This is a genomic window from Nostoc sp. (genome assembly GCF_036917375.1).
GTDB lineage: Bacteria > Cyanobacteriota > Cyanobacteriia > Cyanobacteriales > Nostocaceae > Nostoc.
Window position 1 is genome coordinate 1 of sequence record NZ_JBALDN010000098.1, and the last position, 21,143, is coordinate 21,143.

Genomic DNA, 21,143 nt, shown 5'->3' on the forward strand with positions numbered 1-21,143 from the left:
AGTATTTGAACTGGATGAATCCACCTTTGATCTCCGTTAACGAGTATTTGAACTGGATGAATCCACCTTTGATCTCCGTCAACGAGTATTTGAACCGGATGAATCCACCTTTGATCTCCGTCAACGAGTCTTTGAACTGGATGAATCCACCTTTGATCTCCGTCAACGAGTCTTTGAACTGGATGAATCCACCTTTGATCTCCGTCAACGAGTCTTTGAACTGGATGAATCCACCTTTGATCTCCGTTAACATTCTGACTTTTTACATCATTTGAAAAAACCAGCAAAAGACCTAACCCCCCATCCCCTTCTTTTGTAAGGAAGGGCGAAAATTCAAAGCCTCTCCCCTTCTACACACAAATCGAATTACCCCCCTTAATCCCCCCGATGTATTGGGGGGAAAAAAGAAATCTAGTTCCCTCCCCAATACATACGGGGAGGGTTAGGGTGGGGTAAAACCCTGGTTAATCAGCTATTTCAGACTTGTGTGTACGCAGTAGCCCTTAGACGAAGAAAGGTCAGAATATTCATTTTTGCATCCCGTACATTTAGCTTTTTAATCCCCAAATACCAAATACCATGCAAAATCGTAACTCAACAGCTACAAGCACACTAGGAAAACCATTCGTCAGTGCAACCACCAACCGCAGACCTTTTCTAGAAATTAAAGACGTTACTAAAGTCTATCCCACAAAAAAAGGCCCCTTTACCGTACTCGACGGCGTTAACCTCAACGTAGAACAAGGCGAGTTTATTTGCGTCATTGGCCACTCTGGCTGTGGCAAATCGACATTGTTAAATATGGTATCCGGTTTTAACTTTCCCACCTCCGGGCAAGTCTTACTCGAAGGAGAACCAATCACCCAACCAGGCCCAGACAGGATGGTTGTCTTCCAAAACTATGCCCTGTTACCTTGGCGAACTGCTTTTGAAAATATCTACTTAGCTGTTAACGCCGTTTATCCCAACAAACCACAAGCTGAAAAAAGAGCGATCGTCCGCGATCATCTAGCAATGGTGGGACTGGCTGATGCAATGGAAAAGAAACCAATGCAAATGTCCGGCGGGATGAGACAACGAGTTTCTATCGCCCGTGCTTTGGCGATTCGTCCGAAAGTCTTAATTTTAGATGAACCTTTTGGGGCGCTAGATGCCATCACCAAAGAAGAATTACAGGAAGAATTGCTCAAAATTTGGGGCGATAACCGTTGTACAGTGCTAATGATTACCCACGACATCGACGAGGCACTATTTTTAGCAGACAAATTGGTAATGATGACCAATGGCCCCCACGCGAAAATAGGCGAAGTTATGGAAATTCCTTTTTCTCGTCCGCGCGATCGCAGCCGCATCATGGAAGATCCCCAATATTACCAACTGCGTAACTATGCCCTAGACTTCCTCTTTAACCGCTTTGCCCATGATGACGTAGGTTAAGACTATGCTGTGGGGGCGCAAGGTCTTGCGCCCCTACGACAGGTGTGGTTCAAATACATCAAAACTGCTGTAATCGTCATTCATTTTTCCAGAATAATACCAGATGCTGGCGGTAAGAACCCTACAACTACGTCTACAAGTTATAAAGTATGTGTAGAGCGAGTATGTTGAGAAAAAATCTGTATGACCAGCTACCCAGAAACCGTAACTAGTAACGAATCCGTTAATGATTTAATCCGCGAGACGACAAGCATTAACCATGTTGAGGTAATTGAAAATGTCATCGACTCTTTGGAACAAGATGACAGTGCGATGGTTAGCCACACTCCAGAGGGTGGTTATCAGTGGAAGTTCAAATATGGAAGTGTGGAAGTATTTGTCCAACTCAACGGCACAACCGATGAAGACACAATAACGGTTTGGTCTGCGGTGCTAAATTTACCTGCCAAAAATGAACCTAAGTTGATGCGATATCTTTTGGAGTTGAACTGCTCTAGTACTTTTGAAGCGCGTTTCGGTATTATTGAAAACCGAGTGGTTGTAATATCGACACGCACCTTAGCAGAATTATCTCCTGGCGAAGTGTCTCGGCTAATTACTGTTGTGGCAACGATCGCTGATAATAACGATGAAGCCTTACAAACTGAATTTGGTGCAACTTAAGGATTTTTAGATTTTAGATTGGGCTATTGCTACATCCGATGTATAGCCATCCAGTTTGGGCGAATCTGCAAAGAATTTTTTCTGTATACCAATTAAAAAGCGCTTGGGAGTGTTGCCGTGTTTCCACCCCAGGCGCTTTTTATTTTTAACTTGCTCCTCACACAAATAAATAGTATCACCGCTTCAATCAAAACGGGAGTCTAGTAAGTGACACTTTTAAAACTGCACTGTCAATTGAATTTGGTTTATATTCCTTTGACTTGACCCCATCTGCTTTTTGGGCGCGATCGCTCCAGAAAGGCAGTTTGCTTGACAGACGCGATCGCGTCCAGGTTATGTGTTGGCTTACTGATTTCATTACACAGCCGCTTTATTGGTAATCACCAGCCCTCAAAAGGTGAGTTAGGGAGGATCTAGCCTTTACAAGTCGTAACATAACTAATTAAATAATTATTAAAGATATATGCATCCTTTAATTAATGCCTGAAACTTTTTAGTAATCAATCAAACTCTCAAATAAATATTAGCACTCAATGCTTGCAAGTGCTAATTAATAGCTGAAGTTTAACGCCTATGATATAGACTAAAACTGCACTTTCTGTAGATGCTTTAGTTCCTTTCCAGATATTATTTTAGAAATAGAAAAAACTAAATATTTCCTGTAAGTAATATAAAATAGGGAGTAGTGGCATGAAATACACTTTTGATATTGTAGGAATATCTCCACTTTTGCAGTTTTTTAATCAGCAACAGCAAAACGGGCAAAAACCACCCCACCAAGGTGTGGAATACTTGGGAATGCATACGTGTACGCTAGATACGTTTTTAGAATCGGTAGAATCAGTTCCAGCAAAGTGGGATTGGAATTTGGATCAAGTGGTAGATACCGTGATTAAGTTTTGGTTGAATAACTCAGACAGTATTCGTTATTGGAAAGTGCGTTTAAATGATGCTGGTAAGGATAATTTACTAGTCACAAGGTTGGCGGATATAACCGCCTTACAAGCTGAATTTGAATCCTTACTAGATAAGGAGTGGTGAAGAGTTCAGTAGAATTGAAAAAGAATTCAGGAGGGGAGCAACCTCTGCTTCGCCTCCAGTCAAAATCAATTATTTACTCTGTTATTCTCATTTTCAAGTATTTTGAGAACTTGGAGATATAAATTTTCGACTCTTTTTGTCTGAACTTCACCAAATGACGCATAGTGAGTTAAGCTAGGAGCGCCATTTACTTCAATAATTGTATAATCTTCCATTGGTGAGGTTATATCACTAGCAAGAATATCCACCCCTGATAATCTCAATTCCATATCTTTTGTAATATTTACTGCTAATTTTTTAAAATCAGGATGGATATTTTCAGTGAAATCTATTGCCTCACCTCCAGTTGATAAATTTGCATTATCTAAAAGATAAACTATATTATTCTTAGGTATAACATTACTAAAATTTAGCTTCCGCCTTCGCAAGTTTTTTTTGATTCTGTAATCTTCAAAATCTATAATTTCTTTTCTACCATTTTTGATAAAAGTTTCCTGCTTCTGTTCCATAAGTTGCAAAACAGTAGATTGACCGTCTCCGATGATAAATAAGGGGATTCTTTGATATGCCGAAACGACTTTATCATCAAGTACTACGATTCTATAATCATTGCCACTATAGAATCGCTCAACAATCAATCCTGAGATTTTTCGCAATATTTTCTTAGCTACTTGATAATATTCTTGCTTATTATGAACCTTGGTAACAAACATCCCTTGGCTAAGATTAATCGGCTTGACAATTACAGGAAATCCCAACTCCTTAGCATAATAAAATCCTGCATCTATATTTCTAGGATTAGCTATCTCTTCACATAATTCGTCACTAAAAAATGTTTTTCCTTCAGTAACTTTATAGCCAAATTTATTCAGAAAAAAGTTTGAAACTGCTTTGTCTTTAGCAATTGCAACTGAGCCAAAAGAATTAATACTAAACCTGGTATTACGAAAAAAGGTTTTATTGCCGTTTTTAAATGTAATCAATCCCATAAAAGTGCATTCTGGATCTATTAAAACTAATGCTCCTATTTCTTCTGCTATTTTTTGAATTATTGATGTTACAAATGGTGTTTTCATTATCGATAACTATAATTCAATCGAAAGAATTTTAACTATTTTGTGACAATTAGTCAAGAATGTTTAGTTGAAACAATTGCACTATATTTTATCCCTAAAACTCTAGTCAAAAGCTGAAGTAAAATTCATTTTTAGATATTTAAATAAACTATGAAAGTTTAATTATTCTCAAGTAACTATAAAAAATGTAAATGCCTGCAATGTAGCTTTACTAATCACACTATATACAAATTAAGAGTGTGTACGTGCTGATTAATTCTATGTACATTATTAATTTTCTCTTCAACTTCTAAATAGTATGTTTTTAGACATTAATGTTTGTTTTACCACTGATGCGGACTTTACTTATGTGTATGCATACAAATAATGCAAACTCAATAATTGCCAAACTTTTTGCTTAAACATTGTTGTGTCCTGGAAACAATTGCAAATTAAGGCTTTGAGATTCATTGCCACCTGAAAATTTGAACTTAATTGGTCTAAAATATAGCGCTCAGTGTTGACAATTTATTAATAATCGAATAACAAGGTGGCAGCAGCATTAAAAAAAGCGTTAGTGCATTCCTACCTAGAAACTAATTAACGCCCTTCATTAAACTTCATACGGTTAACATAATTATGCCAGAAAATACGGATAACAAAACTCCTCAATCAGACAATCAGACTATTGCGTATAAAGAACGTCTCAATTCTTGGGCGATCGCTCGTCAACTTCCTAATACGCAACGGGAAATTGTTGCTCGCTTCCGCAGTCGTTCTGATGCCGATGGCTATATGCGGCACCTTCCTCAAGAAATACCAGATGCTTCCTACATGGTTGTTTTTGATTGTCAACGCCAAGAAGCTGCAATTTAAAGTACAAGCAAATGGCACTAACCCTTGTTTTTAATCCAATATGCTTGGCTTAAGGGTTATTGGTGTAGATAATTGGTCTTTTAAGACGCGATAAATCAAGACGCGATAAATCGCGTCTCTACAATCTGGTTTTGTTGCTCATTCTAGACTGTATTAGTTTTGAATCTTTATTACCCTTTTCTTGCGATCGCAGGTGTAGTCTACTTAAAATTTGCGCGAACCACTATATTTAATTTGCTTTCCAGCGAAAGCCTCAGATCCCCAACTTCTTGAAGAAAGTTGGGGATCTTTTGGTTTATAGTACCTTGTACCATATTTTCTGCCGTTATTGCGGATATGACTTGATGCACACCTTGGACACTGCATAGCGATGTCTACGATGGTCACTGAGCTTGTCGTTCGCGGAGCGTCTCGTAGAGAAGTGCGGGCTACGCCTACGCTCAAATTCATGCTTCAATTATGCAACGCCCAAAATTGATACCAAAATCCTTCAATCCTTGCAGCTTATGCTTAGAGGATATTGTGTGGCATTTACTGAACTAATTGAGTGTTATCTTACAGAGGCAGCCAGACTAGTGCAACATATCAGCACAGCGATCGCAAGTCAGGATATCCAAACTATATGGAAAACAGCACACAAACTCAAGTCCAGCAGTGCTTCTATTGGAGCGATCGCCCTAGCTCACCTTTGCAAACTATTAGAAGTACAGGCACGCAGCAGTAACTTAGAAAACAATTTAGAATTACTTTCACTACTGTATCAAGAATATGAACAAGTTAAAACTGCCTTAGAAAAAGAACTCGCGAAGGAAGTACCATGAAAGCCACTGCTCAAGAAAGCCAATCTTTAGTTTTAATTGTTGATGATGAACCTTTTATTCGCCTGATACTGCGGCATTTCTTAGAGCGGGAAGGCTATCAAATAGTGGAAGCTCAAAATGGCATAGAGGCAATAAATGTTTTTAACCAATTGCACCCTGATATAGTACTCCTTGATGCCATAATGCCAGATATGGATGGATTCGAGTGTTGTACTCAGTTGAAGCTTCTGGATTGTAACAAGCACACTCCAGTTTTAATGATTACAGGACTTGAAGATCAAGAGTCAGTTGACCGTGCATTTGCAGTGGGAGCAATGGATTTTATTACCAAACCGATTCACTGGCCAGTTTTGCGACAACGGGTAAAACGTTTGATTCAGCAATCTCAGTTACAGCAAAAACTGGAAGCCGTAAATCTGGAATTGCAACGATTAGTTACTATCGATGGATTAACTCAAGTAGCTAATCGCCGACGGTTTGAAGAGTATTTTTACCAAGAGTGGCAGCGTCTAAAACGCGAGCAACGTCCGCTTTCTCTGATTCTTTGCGATGTTGATTTCTTCAAATTATATAATGATACCTATGGTCATCGGGTAGGCGATCGCTGTCTTCAGAAAATTGCCCAAGCTATTAAAGATATTATTAAACGTCCCGGAGATTTAGTTGCCCGTTATGGTGGGGAAGAATTTGCTGTGATTTTACCTAACACAGACACCAAGGGGGCGGCTCATGTTGCTGACCAAATTTGTGATGCTGTCCGAGCATTAGCAATTCCTCATCAAAATTCTCAAGTTAGTTCTCATGTAACTATTAGTGTTGGGTTTACGACAGAAATTCCTCAGCCAGATTCTGACTTAGAAGAAATGATTGCCGGAGCGGATCGAGCGTTGTATCAAGCAAAGGCAACAGGACGCGATCGTTTTGTGCAAAATATTTTACTACCCGAAAGTACAAATTTCCGCTAATGTGCCAACATTCAGTTATCTGCCCAATGCCCCATGCCCCATTTAAAAATCTACACCTCGTTTAAGTTCTACACCTTGATTAGCATAGTGTTTGTGGCAATAAACCTCTGAGTGGACGCTAGCCAAGTCGAAGTATGCTGGTGGATTTTGGCAACGGCCAGTGATAATAATTTCGGTGTCGCGGGGTTTGCGGAGTAAAGCTTGGACAATGGGTTCAACGGGGAGTAATTCTAAGTCAACGGTAGGATTGAGTTCATCGAGAATAATAGTTTTATACAATCCAGAGGCGATCGCAACTTTGGCAATTTCCCAACCTCGTTCGGCTTCTACATAATCTAATTCTTGTCGGGAATTTCGCCAGACAATCGCATCTCCACCGCAACGCTGATGATCCACCACTTCTGGATATGACTGCTGCAAAGCGGCGATCGCGGCGTCTTCTGTGTAGCCGCTACCACCTTTAAGCCACTGCATAATCAATACACGGGTAGACCCTGGATGATTAATTCCCCTACCAATCGCCTGTAAAGCTTTGCCCAAAGCACTAGTAGACTTACCTTTACCAGCACCAGTATAAATTTCAATCCCTTCCAGGAAGAGAGCTTTGGCTGTTGGGTGGTGATGAGGTTTCATTTCTGAGTGCAAATCTGCAATATCGAGCAATTTTTGGGGTGCGGCGCGTCCAGTGGCGATGATTTCCAACTCTTGGGGTTTGGATTTTAATGTCTTTACGACTTCATCCACTGGTAGCAAACCCAAATCCAGAACTGGGTTAATTTCATCTAAGACGACAACTGAATATAAACCACTAGCGATCGCACCTTTGGCGACATCCCAACCCCGCATTGCTTCATCTCGGTCAAAGGTGGTAATTTCCTCCGGACCAAAAAATTCCGCTCTCCCGGTGCGAACCTGGTCAATTAAATGGGGAAACCCGCGTTGTAAAGCTGCGATCGCGCCATCTTCGTCATAATCACGTTCTGGCCCTTTTAAAAATCGCAGCAGTAAAACACGATTAGAATTGCTAGGCGTATTTATTCCCAAGCCAATGGAGCGCAAAACCACCCCTAAAGCCGCTTGAGATTTACCTTTACCCAGACCATCATAGACGTGAATTTGACCAATAAGCCGTTCTTGACGCACTTGCGCCGTCCGAATTCCAATACCGTTCCTTGTCATCTCTGGAAAAGCTATAACTATGGCAGTCTTTAATCTTACCTAACCTCTTGTACTCTCAGATAGAGAAACTACCCCTCTAACGCCTCTGTACAAGGGTCAGTTCGATCTATTAACAATATCAATAGAGGAATACTGGCACACCCGCATAGTAAAGGACAAGAACAATGGGATAATTTCCCCCATCACCCTTACTATCCCAGTTATACTCACTACAGTTAACCCTTACCCGTAACCATTTATGCTTGACAATTGGATGCTTCCCAGGGTTTTTCCCATTGGTGGATTTCTGTTTGACTTTTTATTTGTACTGATTGCCATCCCCATCGAAGCTTATGTTTTGCATTCTCGACTAAAATTTGACAAAAAAACCAGTACTTTTTATGCAATTTCTATCAATCTGTTTTCTAGCGTAATTGGTTGGTTCATATTTTTTGTATCAGAACCAATGTTACCAATACAGGTGAAATCAGAATTAATTAACTATATGTTTTTTAATAATTTTAAATCGCCAAATACACAGCCTTTAATTATTTTAACTGCTTGTATAATTTTTTTTACTACTTTTTTGATGAAATTTTTCATTTTAAGGGTCTTGTTATTCTCATTAAATGAATCATTTGCGAAAAAGGAAGAGGAAGAGGAACCTAAAACATCTCAGCGCCTGCAACGGCGTCGTTTTACTACCCTTAATTTTCAAAATACTAATTTAGTTACAACTATACTAATAGCAAATTCTCTAAGCTATACTGCAATAACTATTATTTTATTATTTCGTTCAAAATAGCAAGAAATTACTTGTTTAATTCCGAGGATAAATAACGATCGATCGGGTGTAAGGAGGAATATGAATACGCTACTAAAAGATGTATTTGGGGTTTTTAAATTTGCTGAAGGGCTTTATGCAGGAATTAGAAAATTATTAGTTCCACCCAAAGCTTATTCTTGGCAGACATTTATTTATCTGAGTATTTTTTCTTGGATACTCTCATATTGTGCTACAGGTTATATCAAAGATATAATTGCCTTTTTCGGTTGGTTATTTTTAATTGCTGGTACAGCTTGGTATACAACAGAAGATCCTTTGAGGGTTCCTGGTACTTTTATGCCAGTCGGGGCAGTAATCACTGGATTCTTAGTGAGTGTTTTTGCATTCGGAGATCAACGAGACGTAATTACACCCAGAACAATCGTTTTTTGGCCGACAATTTCAGCACTAATTACAGCAATACCAGAGTTTATTGAAGGAAATGACACCGAAGCAAAAGCTCGAATTCCTAAGCCACAAGACCGCCAAAGAATCATAATTTTAGTTGCTAGTAGTATGCTTCTAAGTTGCTGGATTCAGTTTCACTTTGTGACAGATAATTGGTTACGACAATATCCCAGTTTGCAAGCAGATACTTTCAAACATAGTACCTTTCTTGTCAGAACAGAACCGGCAGTAAAAATTCCCCGAAACGGCGTTGTAATTCTCCAGAGACTTCAACCAATAGTAGTAGAGCAAATAGCCCAAAGACCTTGGTCAGAAGTAGAGAAATGGTTGCTAGATGCGAAACAGCGGGTAGGGAGTCTGGGTAGGGAAATCATTAAAAAGAACCTGAGTAAATATGAAGAGAAGGAACTATGGCGCGTTGAACCGCGTGTAACTAATACTAAGTCTGGATATATATTAGATTTATTAAGTATTTGGATAGGCCCGAGTTCTAACCCACGGGGCTATTACTTAAAAAAATCTTGTCGCATTGAACCACTTGCAGCAGCTACTAATTCAGAGAATAAGATTACAGTTGCAGAAATTGAATGCGATCGCGCCAGTAAATTAATTTCTGGTTCACCGCCTCCGCAGCAGTGAGGAATGGGGCAGAGGGGCAGAGGGGCAGAGGGGCAGAGGGGCAGGGGGAAGAATAATAAAATTACCTTTTTATCTTCTGCCTCTTCCCAATGACAAATGACAAATACTTCTCTACGAGAGGCTGCGCCAACGACTTCGCTCAGTACAAGTGACAAATGACAAATGACTATTAACAGAATTTTTGTATTGGCAAAGAATGTATTTCAGGAAGTGGTACGCGATCGCATCCTATATATTATTGGTTTTTATGCGCTAGTACTCGCCACTGCCTTCCGCGTCCTTCCTGAATTTGCAGCTACGGCTGAAGATAAAATGTTTTTAGACTTTGGGATGGCAGCGATGAATGCCATCGGGTTAATTATTACAATATTTATTGGTACGGGACTAATTAATAAAGAAATTGAAAAACGCACTATTTTAGTATTAATTGCTAAACCTGTTAGTCGCAGCGAAATTATCGTCGGCAAATACTTGGGTTTATCCGCAGTCCTAGCTGTGCTTGTGGCCACGATGACAGTAATTTATCTGCTATTTCTGCAAATTGGTAATATTCCTCATCCGACAGCAAGCATTCTAATTGCTGCAATTTTCTTATTTTTGCAGTTGTCATTAATTACTGCTGTGGCTATTACCTTTGGTGTTTTTACTGCTTCTCTGCTTGCGACTGTTTTAACCTTTGCGGTATATTTAATCGGAAATATTACTCAAGATTTAGTACAACTTGGTCGTCTTAGCCGTAACCCTGGTATGGAACGTCTAACTCAAGCTTTGTTTCTTTTCTTGCCAGATTTATCTCGATTAGATTTGAAAAATGATGCCGTTTATGGTCTGCAAGCACTACCTGACACCACGGCACTGATTATGAATGCTACTTATGGCTTACTTTATAGTGCCATGTTGTTAGCGATCGCTATTGCAATCTTTTCACAACGTGAATTTTAGACATTGGGCATTGGGCATTTGTCATTTGTCATTTGTCATTGGTTATTAATTCTTCTCCCTCATCTCCCCCATCTCCCCTGCTCCTCGGTCACTGAGCGTAGCCGTTGGCGCAGCCTCTCCAAGAGTTGTGCTGCCCCTCTGCCCCTGCCTATCCAAACTGTATTGTTTACACATCTACAAGGGTTGAGTGCCTTGGCTAGATGCTTTTTGTGCAATAGTTTTCAAGCGAGTTGCTCTGCTTTTACGGATACGTTCACTTTTGCGAACTCCACCAGCCATCTCATATTCGCGGCTATCTTTGCCATATTTAAAGCCGATTCCCATAAGCATTTTTTCAGAGAAACCACCCAAGGTTTGTTCTAACTCTTCAATTTCTACTTTGGAAGAGTCAAGTGCACCCGTAGGCAATACTGTTCGGTTAAGCATTTTTAACTTGAAATTGGGTTTGGGGAAAAGGTTAAGGGGTAAAGGTTAAAGGTTTTTCTTTTCCCTTTTCCCCTTAACCGAAAGGTATTGCACCCGTAGGGACACGGTAGTTCCCATTGGTATCAACTTAAGCAAAAAGCCTTTTCAACTCTCATTTTCAACCAGAGGCTAGAAATGCGGCTCCTAGCGGCTCTCTCTATCGCCAGAAGATGAGCATTTGCAGTTTCCGACTGGAAACGAGACAATCTAAAAGCTAGTTCTAGGCTGGTTTTCACACTAAGTTGCAATGAGTATTGCTGTGCCTCTACTGCATAGTATATTTATGTGAAAATAGCATCTAAACTTGTACAACAAAATCTGATGCAGTAAGAGTTGGCGCACCAGTCAGAGTTGCAAATAGACCGCCACTACCAAAACCAGCCGCACTGCCATTTTGGTTGTAAAATAACTGTCCACTCACAGCATCGTAGATAATTTTCGCTGTGCTGGTTCCCCCATTAGAAATGATTTGAAAATCACTCTTGTTACTAAAACCTGTTCCAGCAGTTGAAGTAATAGCATTAAAAGTAGTTTTATCCAGGATAATTTTATCGCCTTGGGAACTGTTGAAGTCAGCGTAGACGTAGCCCGTCGTAGACATCGCATCTACACCAACAGCAGTCGCACCAAAGGCTGCATCGGTGTTGTAAACGAAATAGTCAGCGCCAGCACCGCCGACAAGAGTATCATTGCCAGCACCACCGACGAGAGTATCATTACCAGCACCGCCTCGCAATAGATCGTTGCCACTCAAGCCGTAGATAATGTCATTACCCCCTTGAGCATTAATCACATCGTTGGAGTTTTCAAAACCTGTGATGCTGTTATTCAGGTCATTGAGGAATGTAACTGTGTTTTTGTTAAACAGAGTAGTTTGAGTAGAGTTGGCATCGAAGACATCAAAGCTGTCGGCGATGTTGGTTTGCCCATCAAACTCTATATTGCCAATCGCAGGTGTTGCTCCAGAAGCAGGCAGATTATCGAGGGTTTCTAATTTGAAGTTTTGCAGAGTGACTTTGGTATTAGCAATATTTTCAAAGGTAACTTCTAAGTTGTTAGCATTTTGAGTTAATTGCAGATTTTCGGCAGTTAAACCCGAACCGATAAATTGTAAGGTATCCAAGGAAGCAATCTCTGCCACAGACGGCTTTGTGCCTTTACCAATGCCACTAAAATCGGTAATGGTGTCATTGCCATCGCCAGGGCGAAATACAAATCTATCTTGACGGCTGTTGCTCGTCAGGGTATCGTTACCAGGAGTTACGGTCGAGTTAAGGGTATCGTCACTGTTTATATTCGTCCTCCCAAACACCACATAGCTTTGCCCAGCAGCATTTTTGCCGTTAGGGTCGGCACCAGTTGCCCCGATAATCAGGTCGTCAATGCCATCATTGTTGATGTCTCCCGCATTGCTGACTGACTTCCCTGATAAGTCATTTGCTGCTATGCCGTTGATTATGAAGCCATTAGTGCCATTCAGGTCAGACAGGTTAAGGGTGCCGCTACTGCCTACATTCGTTCCCCCAAACACTACATAGCTTTGCCCAGCAGTTTGTTTACCGTTGGCGGTGGCATTATATTCCCCAATAATCAGGTCGTCGATGCCATCACCGTTGATGTCCCCCGCTTTGCTGACTGAGTAGTTTGAGAAGTCACCTTTTGCAATAACGTTAATAAAAAAGCCGTTAGTGCCATTCAAATCAGAGAGGTTGAGGGTGCCGCCACTGCCCAGATTCGTTCCCCCAAACACTATATAGGTTTGTCCAACAAAATCTTTGCCGTTGCGGGAAGCATATTTTGCCGCAATAATCAGGTCGTCAATGCCATCGTTATTGATGTCCCCTGCATCGCTGACAAAGGAGCCTGAATCGCTATCTTCTGCAATGCCGTTAATTATAAAGCCATTATTACCATTCAAATCAGAGAGGTTGAGGGTGCCGCCACTGCCCAGATTTGTTCTCCCAAACACTACATAGCTTTGCCCAGGATCATCATTAGAACTCTCGGGGTAGAACTTTCGTGCCCCAATAATCAGGTCGTCAATGCCATCGTTGTTGATGTCCCCTGCATTGCTGACTGAGTAACCTAAGTGGCCATATTCTGCAATGCCGTTAATGGCGAAGCCGTTAGTGCCATCTAGGGAAGAGACGTTGAGGGTACCGCCACTGCCCAGATTCGTTCCCCCAAACACTACATAGCTTTGCCCAGCTTCATATTTGCCGTTGGGGGAGGTAAGAATTGCCCCAATAATCAGGTCGTCAATACCATCGTTGTTGATGTCCCCTGCATTGCTTACTGACTCGTCTGAGTAGTCAGCTCCTGCAATGCCGTTAATGAAAAAGCCATTAGTACCATCCAGAGAAGAGAGATTGAGAGTGCCGTCACTGCCCAGATTCGTTTGCCCAAACACCACATAGCTTTGCCCAAGATAAGAATTGCCATTCGGGTTGGCATTTGGTCCCCAAATAATCAGGTCGTCAATGCCATCGTTGTTGATATCCCCCGCATTGCTGACTGAGTTGCCTAAAAAGTCACCTTCTGCTATGCCGTTAATCAAAAAGCCATTAGTGCCATTCAAATCAGAGAGGTTGAAGGTGCCGCCACTGCCCAGATTTGTCCCCCCAAACACCACATAGTTTTGCCAAGCAGAATCTTTGTCGTAGGGGTAGACAGCAGATGCCCCAATAATCAGGTCGTCAATGCCATCGTTGTTGATGTCCCCTGCATTGCTGACTAAATAGCCTGAAGAGTCACCTGCTGCAATGCCGTTAATTATAAAGCCATTTGTGCCATTCAAGTCAGAGAGGTTGAAGAAAGGGTCAGCACCCGCACTACCGACAAGGGTATCATTGCCTGCACCACCGATAAGAGTATCATTGCCTGTACCACCTCTGAGTATGTCATTGCCACTTTTGCCGTCGATGATGTCGTCACCCCCCTGACCATTAATCACATCAGCAGAGTTGTCAAAACCCGTGATATTGTTGTTGAGGTCATTGAGGAAAGTCACCGTGTTCTTGTTGAATAGCGTAGTTTGAGTGGAGTTAGCATCAAAGACATCAAAGCTGTCGGCGATGTTGGTTTGCCCATCAAATAGAATATTGCCAAGTGCAGTTCGTGAACCGCTTTCTGGGAGGTTATCCAGGTTTTCTAGTTTAAAGTTTTGCAAAGTGACTTTCGTAAAAGCCACTTTTTCAAAAGTCACTTCTAAATTGTTACCATTTTGAGTTAATTGCAGATTTTGGGCAGTTAAACCCGAACCTTTAAATTGTAAGGTGTCGGCATTGGCGATCGCCGCTGATGTTGGGGTTGTGCCTTTACCAATGCCACCAAAATCGGCGATAGTATCATCGCCATCACCAAGGCGAAACAAAAATTTATCTTGACCGCCATTGCCTTTTATGGTGTCATCACCAGTCAACCCATTGATGATGTTGTTGCTAGGTGTGCCAAATAAGTTATCTGCATCGGCTGTTCCAGTTAGATTAGGAGAAGTATTGCTACTGGCAATATTCGTCCCCCCAAATACCACATAGCTTTGCCCAGCAAAATCTTTGCCGTTGGCGTCGGCACCAGTTGCTCCAATAATCAGGTCGTCAATGCCATCGTTGTTAATGTCCCCCGCATTGCTGACTGAGTTGCCTGATAAGTCACCTGCTGCAATGCCGTTAATTATAAAGCCATTATTGCCATTCAAGAAGGCGAGGTTGAAGATGCCGCCACTGCCCAGATTGGTTCCCCCAAACACCACATAGCTTTGCCCAGCATTACGGATGCCGTTGGGTTTGGCACCTGGTGCGCCAATAATCAGGTCGTCAATGCCATCGTTGTTGATGTCCCCTGCATTCCTGATTGAGATGCCCTCCGAGTCGTCAAATCTAGCAATGCCGTTAATCAAAAAGCCATTAGTACCATCAAGAGAAGAGAGGTTGAGGGTGCCGCCACTGCCCAAATTCCTTCCCCCAAAAACCACATAGCTTTGCCAAGGATAATTTCTGTCGTAGGGGTAGGGATTAAGTGCGCCAATAATCAGGTCGTCAATGCCATCATTGTTGATGTCCCCCGCATTGCTGACTGAGGTACCTGAAGAGTCATTGACTGCAATGCCGTTAATTAAAAAGCCATTAGTGCCATTCAAAGAAGAGAGGTTGAGGATGCCGCCACTGCCCAGATTCGTCCTCCCAAATACCACATAGCTTTGCCCAATACGATTTTTGCCGTTGCGTTTGGCACCCGGTGCACCAATAATCAGATCGCCAATGCCATCGTTGTTGATGTCCCCTGCATTGCTGACCGAGAAGCCTGAAAAGTCATTTTCTGCAATGCCGTTAATCAAAAAGCCATTAGTGCCATCCAGAGAAGAGAGATTGAGGCTGCCGCCACTGCCCAGATTGGTTCCCCCAAACACCACATAGGTTTGCCCAGCAGAATTTTTGCCGTAGGGTTTGGCATCTGGTGCGCCAATAATCAGGTCGTCAATGCCATCGTTGTTGATGTCCCCCGCATTGCTGACTAAGAAGCCTGATAAGTCACCTGCTGCAATGCCGTTAATTATAAAGCCATTAGTGCCATCCAGAGAAGAGAGATTGAGGCTGCCGCCACTGCCCAGATTCGTCCTCCCAAACACCACATAGCTTTGCCCAGCATTATCTTTGTTGTAGGAGTCGGCAGAAGATGCCCCAATAATCAGGTCGTCAATACCATCGTTGTTGATGTCCCCTGCATTGCTGACTGAGGTACCTGATAAGTCACCTGCTGCAATGCCGTTAATTATAAAGCCATTAGTGCCATTCAAATCAGAGAGATTCAGGCTGCCGCCACTGCCCAGATTCGTCTTCCCAAACACCACATAGCTTTGCCCAGCAGAATTTTTGCCATTGGGGTCGGCATAAATTGCCCCAATAATCAGGTCGTCAATGCCATCGTTGTTGATGTCCCCCGCATTGCTGACTGAAAAGCCTAGCTGGTCATTTTCTGCAATGCCGTTAATTAAAAAGCCATTAGTGCCATTCAAAGCAGAGAGGTTAAGCAGGTTGAATGATGAATTAGCCATGATTTTCTCAATTGTTTATTTGTTGTTAGTCAGGGAGTAAGCTTTAAGGTTTTACACTTGAAGTTGTTCTGTGTTCTAAGTAGGGGCCTATAGATATCATTGGTGTCAACTTAAGCAAAAAGTTAGTATAAGATGTATTACTAAGAATATCTATGTAGATATTCTTAGATTACATCATGGGTGCAAAACCACCAGCCAGTATTGGAAATTCGGATCTGCGTCAGTTAACACAAGCAGATACCAGCACCGCCAATTGAGGAAATCGAAAAATAACTCTCCTGCGAGCTTCAAGCCACTAAAATTAATCTGAGTTCGACGGATATAAATAACTCCACTTTGGATTTTAGATTTTAGATTTTGGATTTTGGATTGTGAAATCTCCATTGGATAAGTGTTTCAGTTTTCCATCTGTCGCAATCATTTTTCAAATTGGTATCACGTTAAAATTATGTTCAGGGAAAGATGAACAAAAAAATTGCGTCAGCGCAATAGTTTGGTTTTTTCACATCGTTTTACTTACAGTTTAAGCATTTTTAACTACAAGAAAAGCTGTGTTAACTACGGCTTGAGCATTCATAATCATAGAAGAAGCTGTGTTAATTACAGATCGAATATTCATAATTACAGAAGAAGTCCGTTAACTACAGCTGGAGCATTCATAATTACAAGAAGAAGCTGTGTTAACTACGGTTGGAGCATTCATAATCATAGAAGAAGTTGTGTTAACTACGGCTGAAGAATTACTTATAAACCTCATCTATGTTGAAACCTAGAGTTTTTAAAAAATATATTTTTGTAGGTTGGGTGGAGTGAAACGCAACCCAACATTACCACCAAATTTTATGTTGGGTTACGCTATCGCTGCACCCAACCTACAAAACTACGGTTTTCAAGGTAGACGAGGTTTAATATAATAAATATTTATAATTGATGCTGAAGCCGTATTAACTAAGGTTCCAAAACTTCTCGCTTTGTGCATTTTTAATTCAAAATTGGGTTTTGGGAAAAGACTAAGGGTTATAAGTTTTTTTCTTTCCCTTTCCTCTTCCCCAAAACCCGATAAGTATTGAGTTTCAAGTTTACTTATTTTGACTTCTAACTTTTGAATTCTGCTGTATCTCCTTTTCATGCTCTGCATGAAAACGAAATCACAAAATTATCTCACTTTGACAGAGCTATTTCTAGCTAATAAATAACTATCTGAGGTTGCTCAATTGTGCCATCAGGCATAATAGTATCCCCCAACTTCGCATAAATCAAATTTGTCTTCCAAAGGTTTGCTTTACTCAAGTTTGCTTTGGTTAAATTTGCCCATGTCAAGTCTGCACTAGTTAAGTTAGCCTCAGTCAAATTAGCTTCGAGTAATTTTGCTCCACATAGCTTTGCTCGTGTGAGATTTGCAAAACTTAAGTTAGCTTCAATCAGCGATGCTTCAATTAATTTGGCTTCACTTAAGTCTGCTTCTCTCAAATCTACATCACATAAAGAAGCACCCCAAAGATTACTACTTATGAATTTAACTCGCCATAAGAATGTTCCGCACAAATTTGCTCTTGTTAAATCAGCATTAGTCAAATTGGCTTCACATAAAGATGCTTCATACAAATTGGCTTCACGTAAGCTAGCTTGCATCAAATTTGCGCCACTTAAATTAGCACGAGTTAGAACACAGCCAGACAAATTTGCATCACGCAAATCTGCTCCGATAAAGTTAATACCATTTAAATTAATTCCTTTCAGGTCGATTCCCCTCAAATCACATCCACTGAAATCTCGGCGCTGAAAATATTTATTTGTGATTTGACTTAAAATAAATTCCTGTTGTTGAGCATAATTGTTCATGGTATTCACCTCTGGGTGTAATTGATCTCAAAGGTTGAGTGTGCTAGTTACCGCAATACTTCTCGCTTTGTGCATTTTTAATTCGGAATCGGGTTTTGGCAAAAGGTTACTGGGTTTGGGTTAAAGGTTTTTTATTTACCCTTAACCGAGAAGTATTGGTAGTTACCGTATATTGAGAGTACACCGCAAACGGAGATTAGCTCAGTAAAGAATCAAAAATAAATTAAAAGAAAATCGGCAATCACTTGAAAATGCGTTTTTTCAGTGGTTTTTAAAACAAAAAATGCTGACATAAGTCAGGAAATATTCATATAACAAGAGTCATTTGTCATTGGTACTAATGACAATGATTTCGATTTCCCGACGGCTTTTTATGAAAAGCCAGGGGATGAGTTAAGATTCAAAATTTTCATCAGTACTGAGTACTTCTCCTCACTTATTACCCAGTACTGATAGTGAAGGCATAACTCAACTTAGTTATGGAGTATCTTTTTGTTGCTTTCACTACTGCGCTTTTTGATTTACTTGTAACCAAATTTCTAAACTAGCAAGCAACCACAGCTTTACTCCATACCGACTCCAAGTATCTCCTTGATAGTTTAACCAATTACGAATTGGCAACTGGTTTAAGTAAGGAGCGATCGCTGCATTTCGATTGAGCAATAAATCTCTGGCTTCTTGCTGCCAATATTTCCGAAATCCTAACTGCACGGGCACCATCATCCCACTTTTGGGACGATGAATAATTGTGTCTGGTAAAATATCTGCGTTCGTCATTCGCGCAGCGTCTCGTAGAGAAGACGTACCGTAGGTAATCGCTTGCTTTAAAACTGCTTTTTCTTCCACTCCAGAAAGCTTATACTCTGGAGGTATTTCCATGCTTAAGTCTACTATTCGTTGGTCAAACAGAGGAGAACGACCTTGCAAAAGAGCAGCTTGAGTCAAGTTACTAACTTTGGTTAGAATTTGGTCAGCGCCTTTAAATTTGATATTCATTGCCATCAAACGATTCAGATAGCTAGCTTGGGAATATAAATCTTCTGCAAAAACCCAAGGCGCTGTTTGTACTGCTGTCCAAACTTCTGGTTTTAAAAGTTGCGGTAAGTCAACAGCACACTTTTGAAAGGAAATTAAATAAGCTTGCAATGCATCTTGATTAGTGACAGAGCCATATAAACTATTAATTAACATTGGCTGATTTTTTGGGCCGCCAAAACAGGGGTCGCCACCTTCACCATTTAAAACTACTTCTACACTTTCTCTCGCCAGCCGTCCTAGCAACAAGTTGGGAACAGTTAATGGGTCGCCAATCGGGTCATCTAAATAAGCCATTGTTTCCGGCAAACGCGACCACATATCCTTAAAAGTAATTTCTAAAATGTGGTGCTGTGTCTGACAATGGGATGCAACGAGACTGGAAAATTCTAACTCATTAGGACATTCCGAACCAAAATGAATCGAGAAGGTGTGGACTGGTGCTTTATGGAATTTTGCTACTAAAGCAGTGATACTGCTAGAGTCCAAACCACCAGAAAGAAAAACACCAACGGGTTCATTTGCTGGTGGTAAATATTCTTGAACAACTTGGTATAGGAGTTCTCGTAAGCGATCGCCATGCCATGCTAAAGGTCGATCGCTTGCTATAATCTGTTCTTGAAGTTGCCAATAAGTTGTAACTTTGTGGTCGGGAAATTCTAAAACGGTTCCAGGTCGTAGTTCTCGCACTTGTTCCCAAAGGGTTCGTTCGCCGGGAATAAAAGCACAACAAAGATAATCTCGCAACGCCACCAAATCTAAATCAGATGAACGATGAGGTGCTAAAGTTCTCAGTTGAGGCGCAATCCAACGAACCGAACCAGTGGTAGTATAATAGAGAGTACGAACACCGATGCGATCGCGAACCAATCTCAACACCTGTTTCTCTCTATCCCAAACCACTAGCGCAAACATCCCCACAAGTTGGCTAAGACTTTCATTACCCCATCGTTCCCAAAGATTGGCCACCAGTTGCAGAGAACTTCCTTGAAAGCTATCCGGTTCAATTCCCAACTTTTGCAGCAACTGCACTCGGTTAGTTAACCAAATATCACCAATAACAACAAATCTTCCTCTAGAACTGATTGCTAATTTCTCTGTCGGCAATTCCGAAGTTGTGCGTGGTAAAATTACAGAAATTTTTTCATCTTGCCAAGCGATATCTTCATAATTTGCATTAATTTTTCCCCACGCTACGCGCCAGCTTGAGTTAGTTTTGATGAATTCGATTTTAGGAGATTTAAGTTTTTTAAACGCATTAAATAGCATGGGAAATTTTCAACGCAAATCAGTAAGAACCCCATCTCCAAGCACCTAAAAGCAAGCGAGGCTAAAGTGTACGCACAAGTCTTTATGACCCTCTTCTAACTCCCCCTTGTCAAGGGCAGGGCTGATTCATTCTACAAGAGTAAGGAGTTTGTCAATGTCATGAGAGAGAAATCTTTTTGCCGCAATTGCTCAATCAGATTCGCACCCATGATTTTTATCCCCTCAACACTTGCTATTTTACCTATTTTAGGGAATGAAACAGCCCTGCCTTATAAAGGGGAGAAATAAGAAATTTGATTCCCTCACCTTTATAAGCTACGGTGTACACACAAGTCTGAAGTTGTTCAAGAATCTGGGTTTTACCCCATCTTAACCACTGCTTGAATTCAATAAACGACTACCCGAATTCAATAAACGACTACCCGAATTCAATAAACGACCACCCGAATTCAATAAACGACCACCTGAAATCAATAAACGACTACCCGAATTCAATAAACGACTACCCGAATTCAATAAACGACTACCCGAATTTAATAAACGACCACCTGAAATCAATAAAAGGGAAAAGGTTAAAGGGGAAAGGGGAAAGGGATGATGATTGTCGCGCCACAAGAGGCGAGGTTTTTACCTTCCCCATAAAATTTG

At 41.0% G+C, this 21,143-nt stretch carries 17 protein-coding genes; 10 read left to right on the top strand and 7 right to left on the bottom strand.

Annotation, left to right across the window (positions count from 1 at the left end; translation table 11 throughout):
- The 3 genes from V7K45_RS26680 to V7K45_RS26690 all read left to right on the top strand — a co-directional run.
- Nucleotides 1-275, top strand: a 275-nt coding sequence (locus tag V7K45_RS26680) for a hypothetical protein (RefSeq protein ID WP_335008011.1), incomplete at its 5' end; no start/stop codon positions are given.
- A 304-nt stretch (nucleotides 276-579) separates the two neighbouring features.
- Nucleotides 580-1,437, top strand: a complete 858-nt coding sequence (locus V7K45_RS26685; RefSeq protein ID WP_335008013.1) for a nitrate ABC transporter ATP-binding protein — start codon at nucleotides 580-582, stop codon at nucleotides 1,435-1,437.
- A 183-nt stretch (nucleotides 1,438-1,620) separates the two neighbouring features.
- Nucleotides 1,621-2,100, top strand: a complete 480-nt coding sequence (locus V7K45_RS26690) for a YbjN domain-containing protein (RefSeq protein ID WP_335008015.1) — start codon at nucleotides 1,621-1,623, stop codon at nucleotides 2,098-2,100.
- A gap of 187 nt (nucleotides 2,101-2,287) precedes the next feature.
- On the opposite strand, the gene V7K45_RS26695 is transcribed toward V7K45_RS26690, so the two are convergent.
- Nucleotides 2,288-2,458, bottom strand: a complete 171-nt coding sequence (locus tag V7K45_RS26695; protein ID WP_335008017.1) for a hypothetical protein — start codon at nucleotides 2,456-2,458, stop codon at nucleotides 2,288-2,290.
- 332 nt (nucleotides 2,459-2,790) lie between these two features.
- Between V7K45_RS26695 and V7K45_RS26700 the strand changes: the two genes are divergently transcribed.
- A complete protein-coding gene (locus V7K45_RS26700) occupies nucleotides 2,791-3,141 on the top strand; it encodes a hypothetical protein (RefSeq protein ID WP_335008019.1) in 351 nt (116 codons plus the stop codon).
- 65 nt (nucleotides 3,142-3,206) lie between these two features.
- Here V7K45_RS26700 and V7K45_RS26705 read toward each other — a convergent pair whose 3' ends face one another.
- Nucleotides 3,207-4,217, bottom strand: a complete 1,011-nt coding sequence (locus tag V7K45_RS26705) for a cyanophycin synthetase (protein WP_335008021.1) — start codon at nucleotides 4,215-4,217, stop codon at nucleotides 3,207-3,209.
- A gap of 618 nt (nucleotides 4,218-4,835) precedes the next feature.
- Between V7K45_RS26705 and V7K45_RS26710 the strand changes: the two genes are divergently transcribed.
- From V7K45_RS26710 to V7K45_RS26720, 3 genes are all read left to right on the top strand, one after another.
- Nucleotides 4,836-5,072 (top strand): hypothetical protein, encoded by a 237-nt coding sequence (locus V7K45_RS26710; RefSeq protein WP_335008023.1) that lies wholly within the window; start codon nucleotides 4,836-4,838, stop codon nucleotides 5,070-5,072.
- A gap of 524 nt (nucleotides 5,073-5,596) precedes the next feature.
- Entirely contained in the window at nucleotides 5,597-5,893 is a 297-nt protein-coding gene (locus V7K45_RS26715; protein WP_335008025.1) for an Hpt domain-containing protein, read from the top strand.
- A complete protein-coding gene (locus tag V7K45_RS26720) occupies nucleotides 5,890-6,858 on the top strand; it encodes a PleD family two-component system response regulator (RefSeq protein ID WP_335008027.1) in 969 nt (322 codons plus the stop codon). The genes V7K45_RS26715 and V7K45_RS26720 overlap by 4 nt, the downstream gene beginning before the upstream one ends.
- 42 nt (nucleotides 6,859-6,900) lie before the next feature.
- Here the strand turns inward: V7K45_RS26720 and V7K45_RS26725 are convergent, their stop codons facing one another.
- Entirely contained in the window at nucleotides 6,901-8,037 is a 1,137-nt protein-coding gene (locus V7K45_RS26725) for a cob(I)yrinic acid a,c-diamide adenosyltransferase (RefSeq protein ID WP_069068662.1), read from the bottom strand.
- Nucleotides 8,038-8,275: 238 nt separating this feature from the next.
- Here V7K45_RS26725 and fraC point away from each other — a divergent pair, with 238 nt between their 5' ends.
- The 3 genes from fraC (at nucleotide 8,276) to V7K45_RS26740 (ending at nucleotide 10,831) form a co-directional block, all read left to right on the top strand.
- On the top strand, nucleotides 8,276-8,821 hold the full coding sequence (gene fraC, locus V7K45_RS26730; RefSeq protein ID WP_335008029.1) for a filament integrity protein FraC: 546 nt from the start codon (nucleotides 8,276-8,278) through the stop codon (nucleotides 8,819-8,821).
- 60 nt (nucleotides 8,822-8,881) lie between these two features.
- Complete coding sequence (fraD, locus tag V7K45_RS26735; protein ID WP_335008030.1) at nucleotides 8,882-9,889, top strand: septal junction protein FraD; 1,008 nt, start codon at nucleotides 8,882-8,884, stop codon at nucleotides 9,887-9,889.
- Between the two features lie 162 nt (nucleotides 9,890-10,051).
- The gene (locus tag V7K45_RS26740; protein ID WP_335008032.1) at nucleotides 10,052-10,831 is read left to right on the top strand and encodes an ABC transporter permease; all 780 of its coding nucleotides are present in this window, start codon (nucleotides 10,052-10,054) and stop codon (nucleotides 10,829-10,831) included.
- Nucleotides 10,832-11,005: 174 nt separating this feature from the next.
- Here the strand turns inward: V7K45_RS26740 and V7K45_RS26745 are convergent, their stop codons facing one another.
- The 4 genes from V7K45_RS26745 to V7K45_RS26760 all read right to left on the bottom strand — a co-directional run bounded on the left by V7K45_RS26745 (nucleotide 11,006) and on the right by V7K45_RS26760 (nucleotide 20,495).
- Nucleotides 11,006-11,257 carry a hypothetical protein gene (locus tag V7K45_RS26745; RefSeq protein ID WP_442942055.1) on the bottom strand — a complete coding sequence of 84 codons (252 nt, stop codon included), beginning with the start codon at nucleotides 11,255-11,257 and terminating at the stop codon, nucleotides 11,006-11,008.
- A gap of 337 nt (nucleotides 11,258-11,594) precedes the next feature.
- On the bottom strand, nucleotides 11,595-16,349 hold the full coding sequence (locus V7K45_RS26750) for a beta strand repeat-containing protein (RefSeq protein WP_335008033.1): 4,755 nt from the start codon (nucleotides 16,347-16,349) through the stop codon (nucleotides 11,595-11,597).
- 1,185 nt (nucleotides 16,350-17,534) lie between these two features.
- On the bottom strand, nucleotides 17,535-18,191 hold the full coding sequence (locus V7K45_RS26755; protein ID WP_335008035.1) for a pentapeptide repeat-containing protein: 657 nt from the start codon (nucleotides 18,189-18,191) through the stop codon (nucleotides 17,535-17,537).
- A 504-nt stretch (nucleotides 18,192-18,695) separates the two neighbouring features.
- Entirely contained in the window at nucleotides 18,696-20,495 is a 1,800-nt protein-coding gene (locus V7K45_RS26760; RefSeq protein WP_335008037.1) for an asparagine synthetase B family protein, read from the bottom strand.
- Nucleotides 20,496-21,143: the final 648 nt, after the last annotated feature.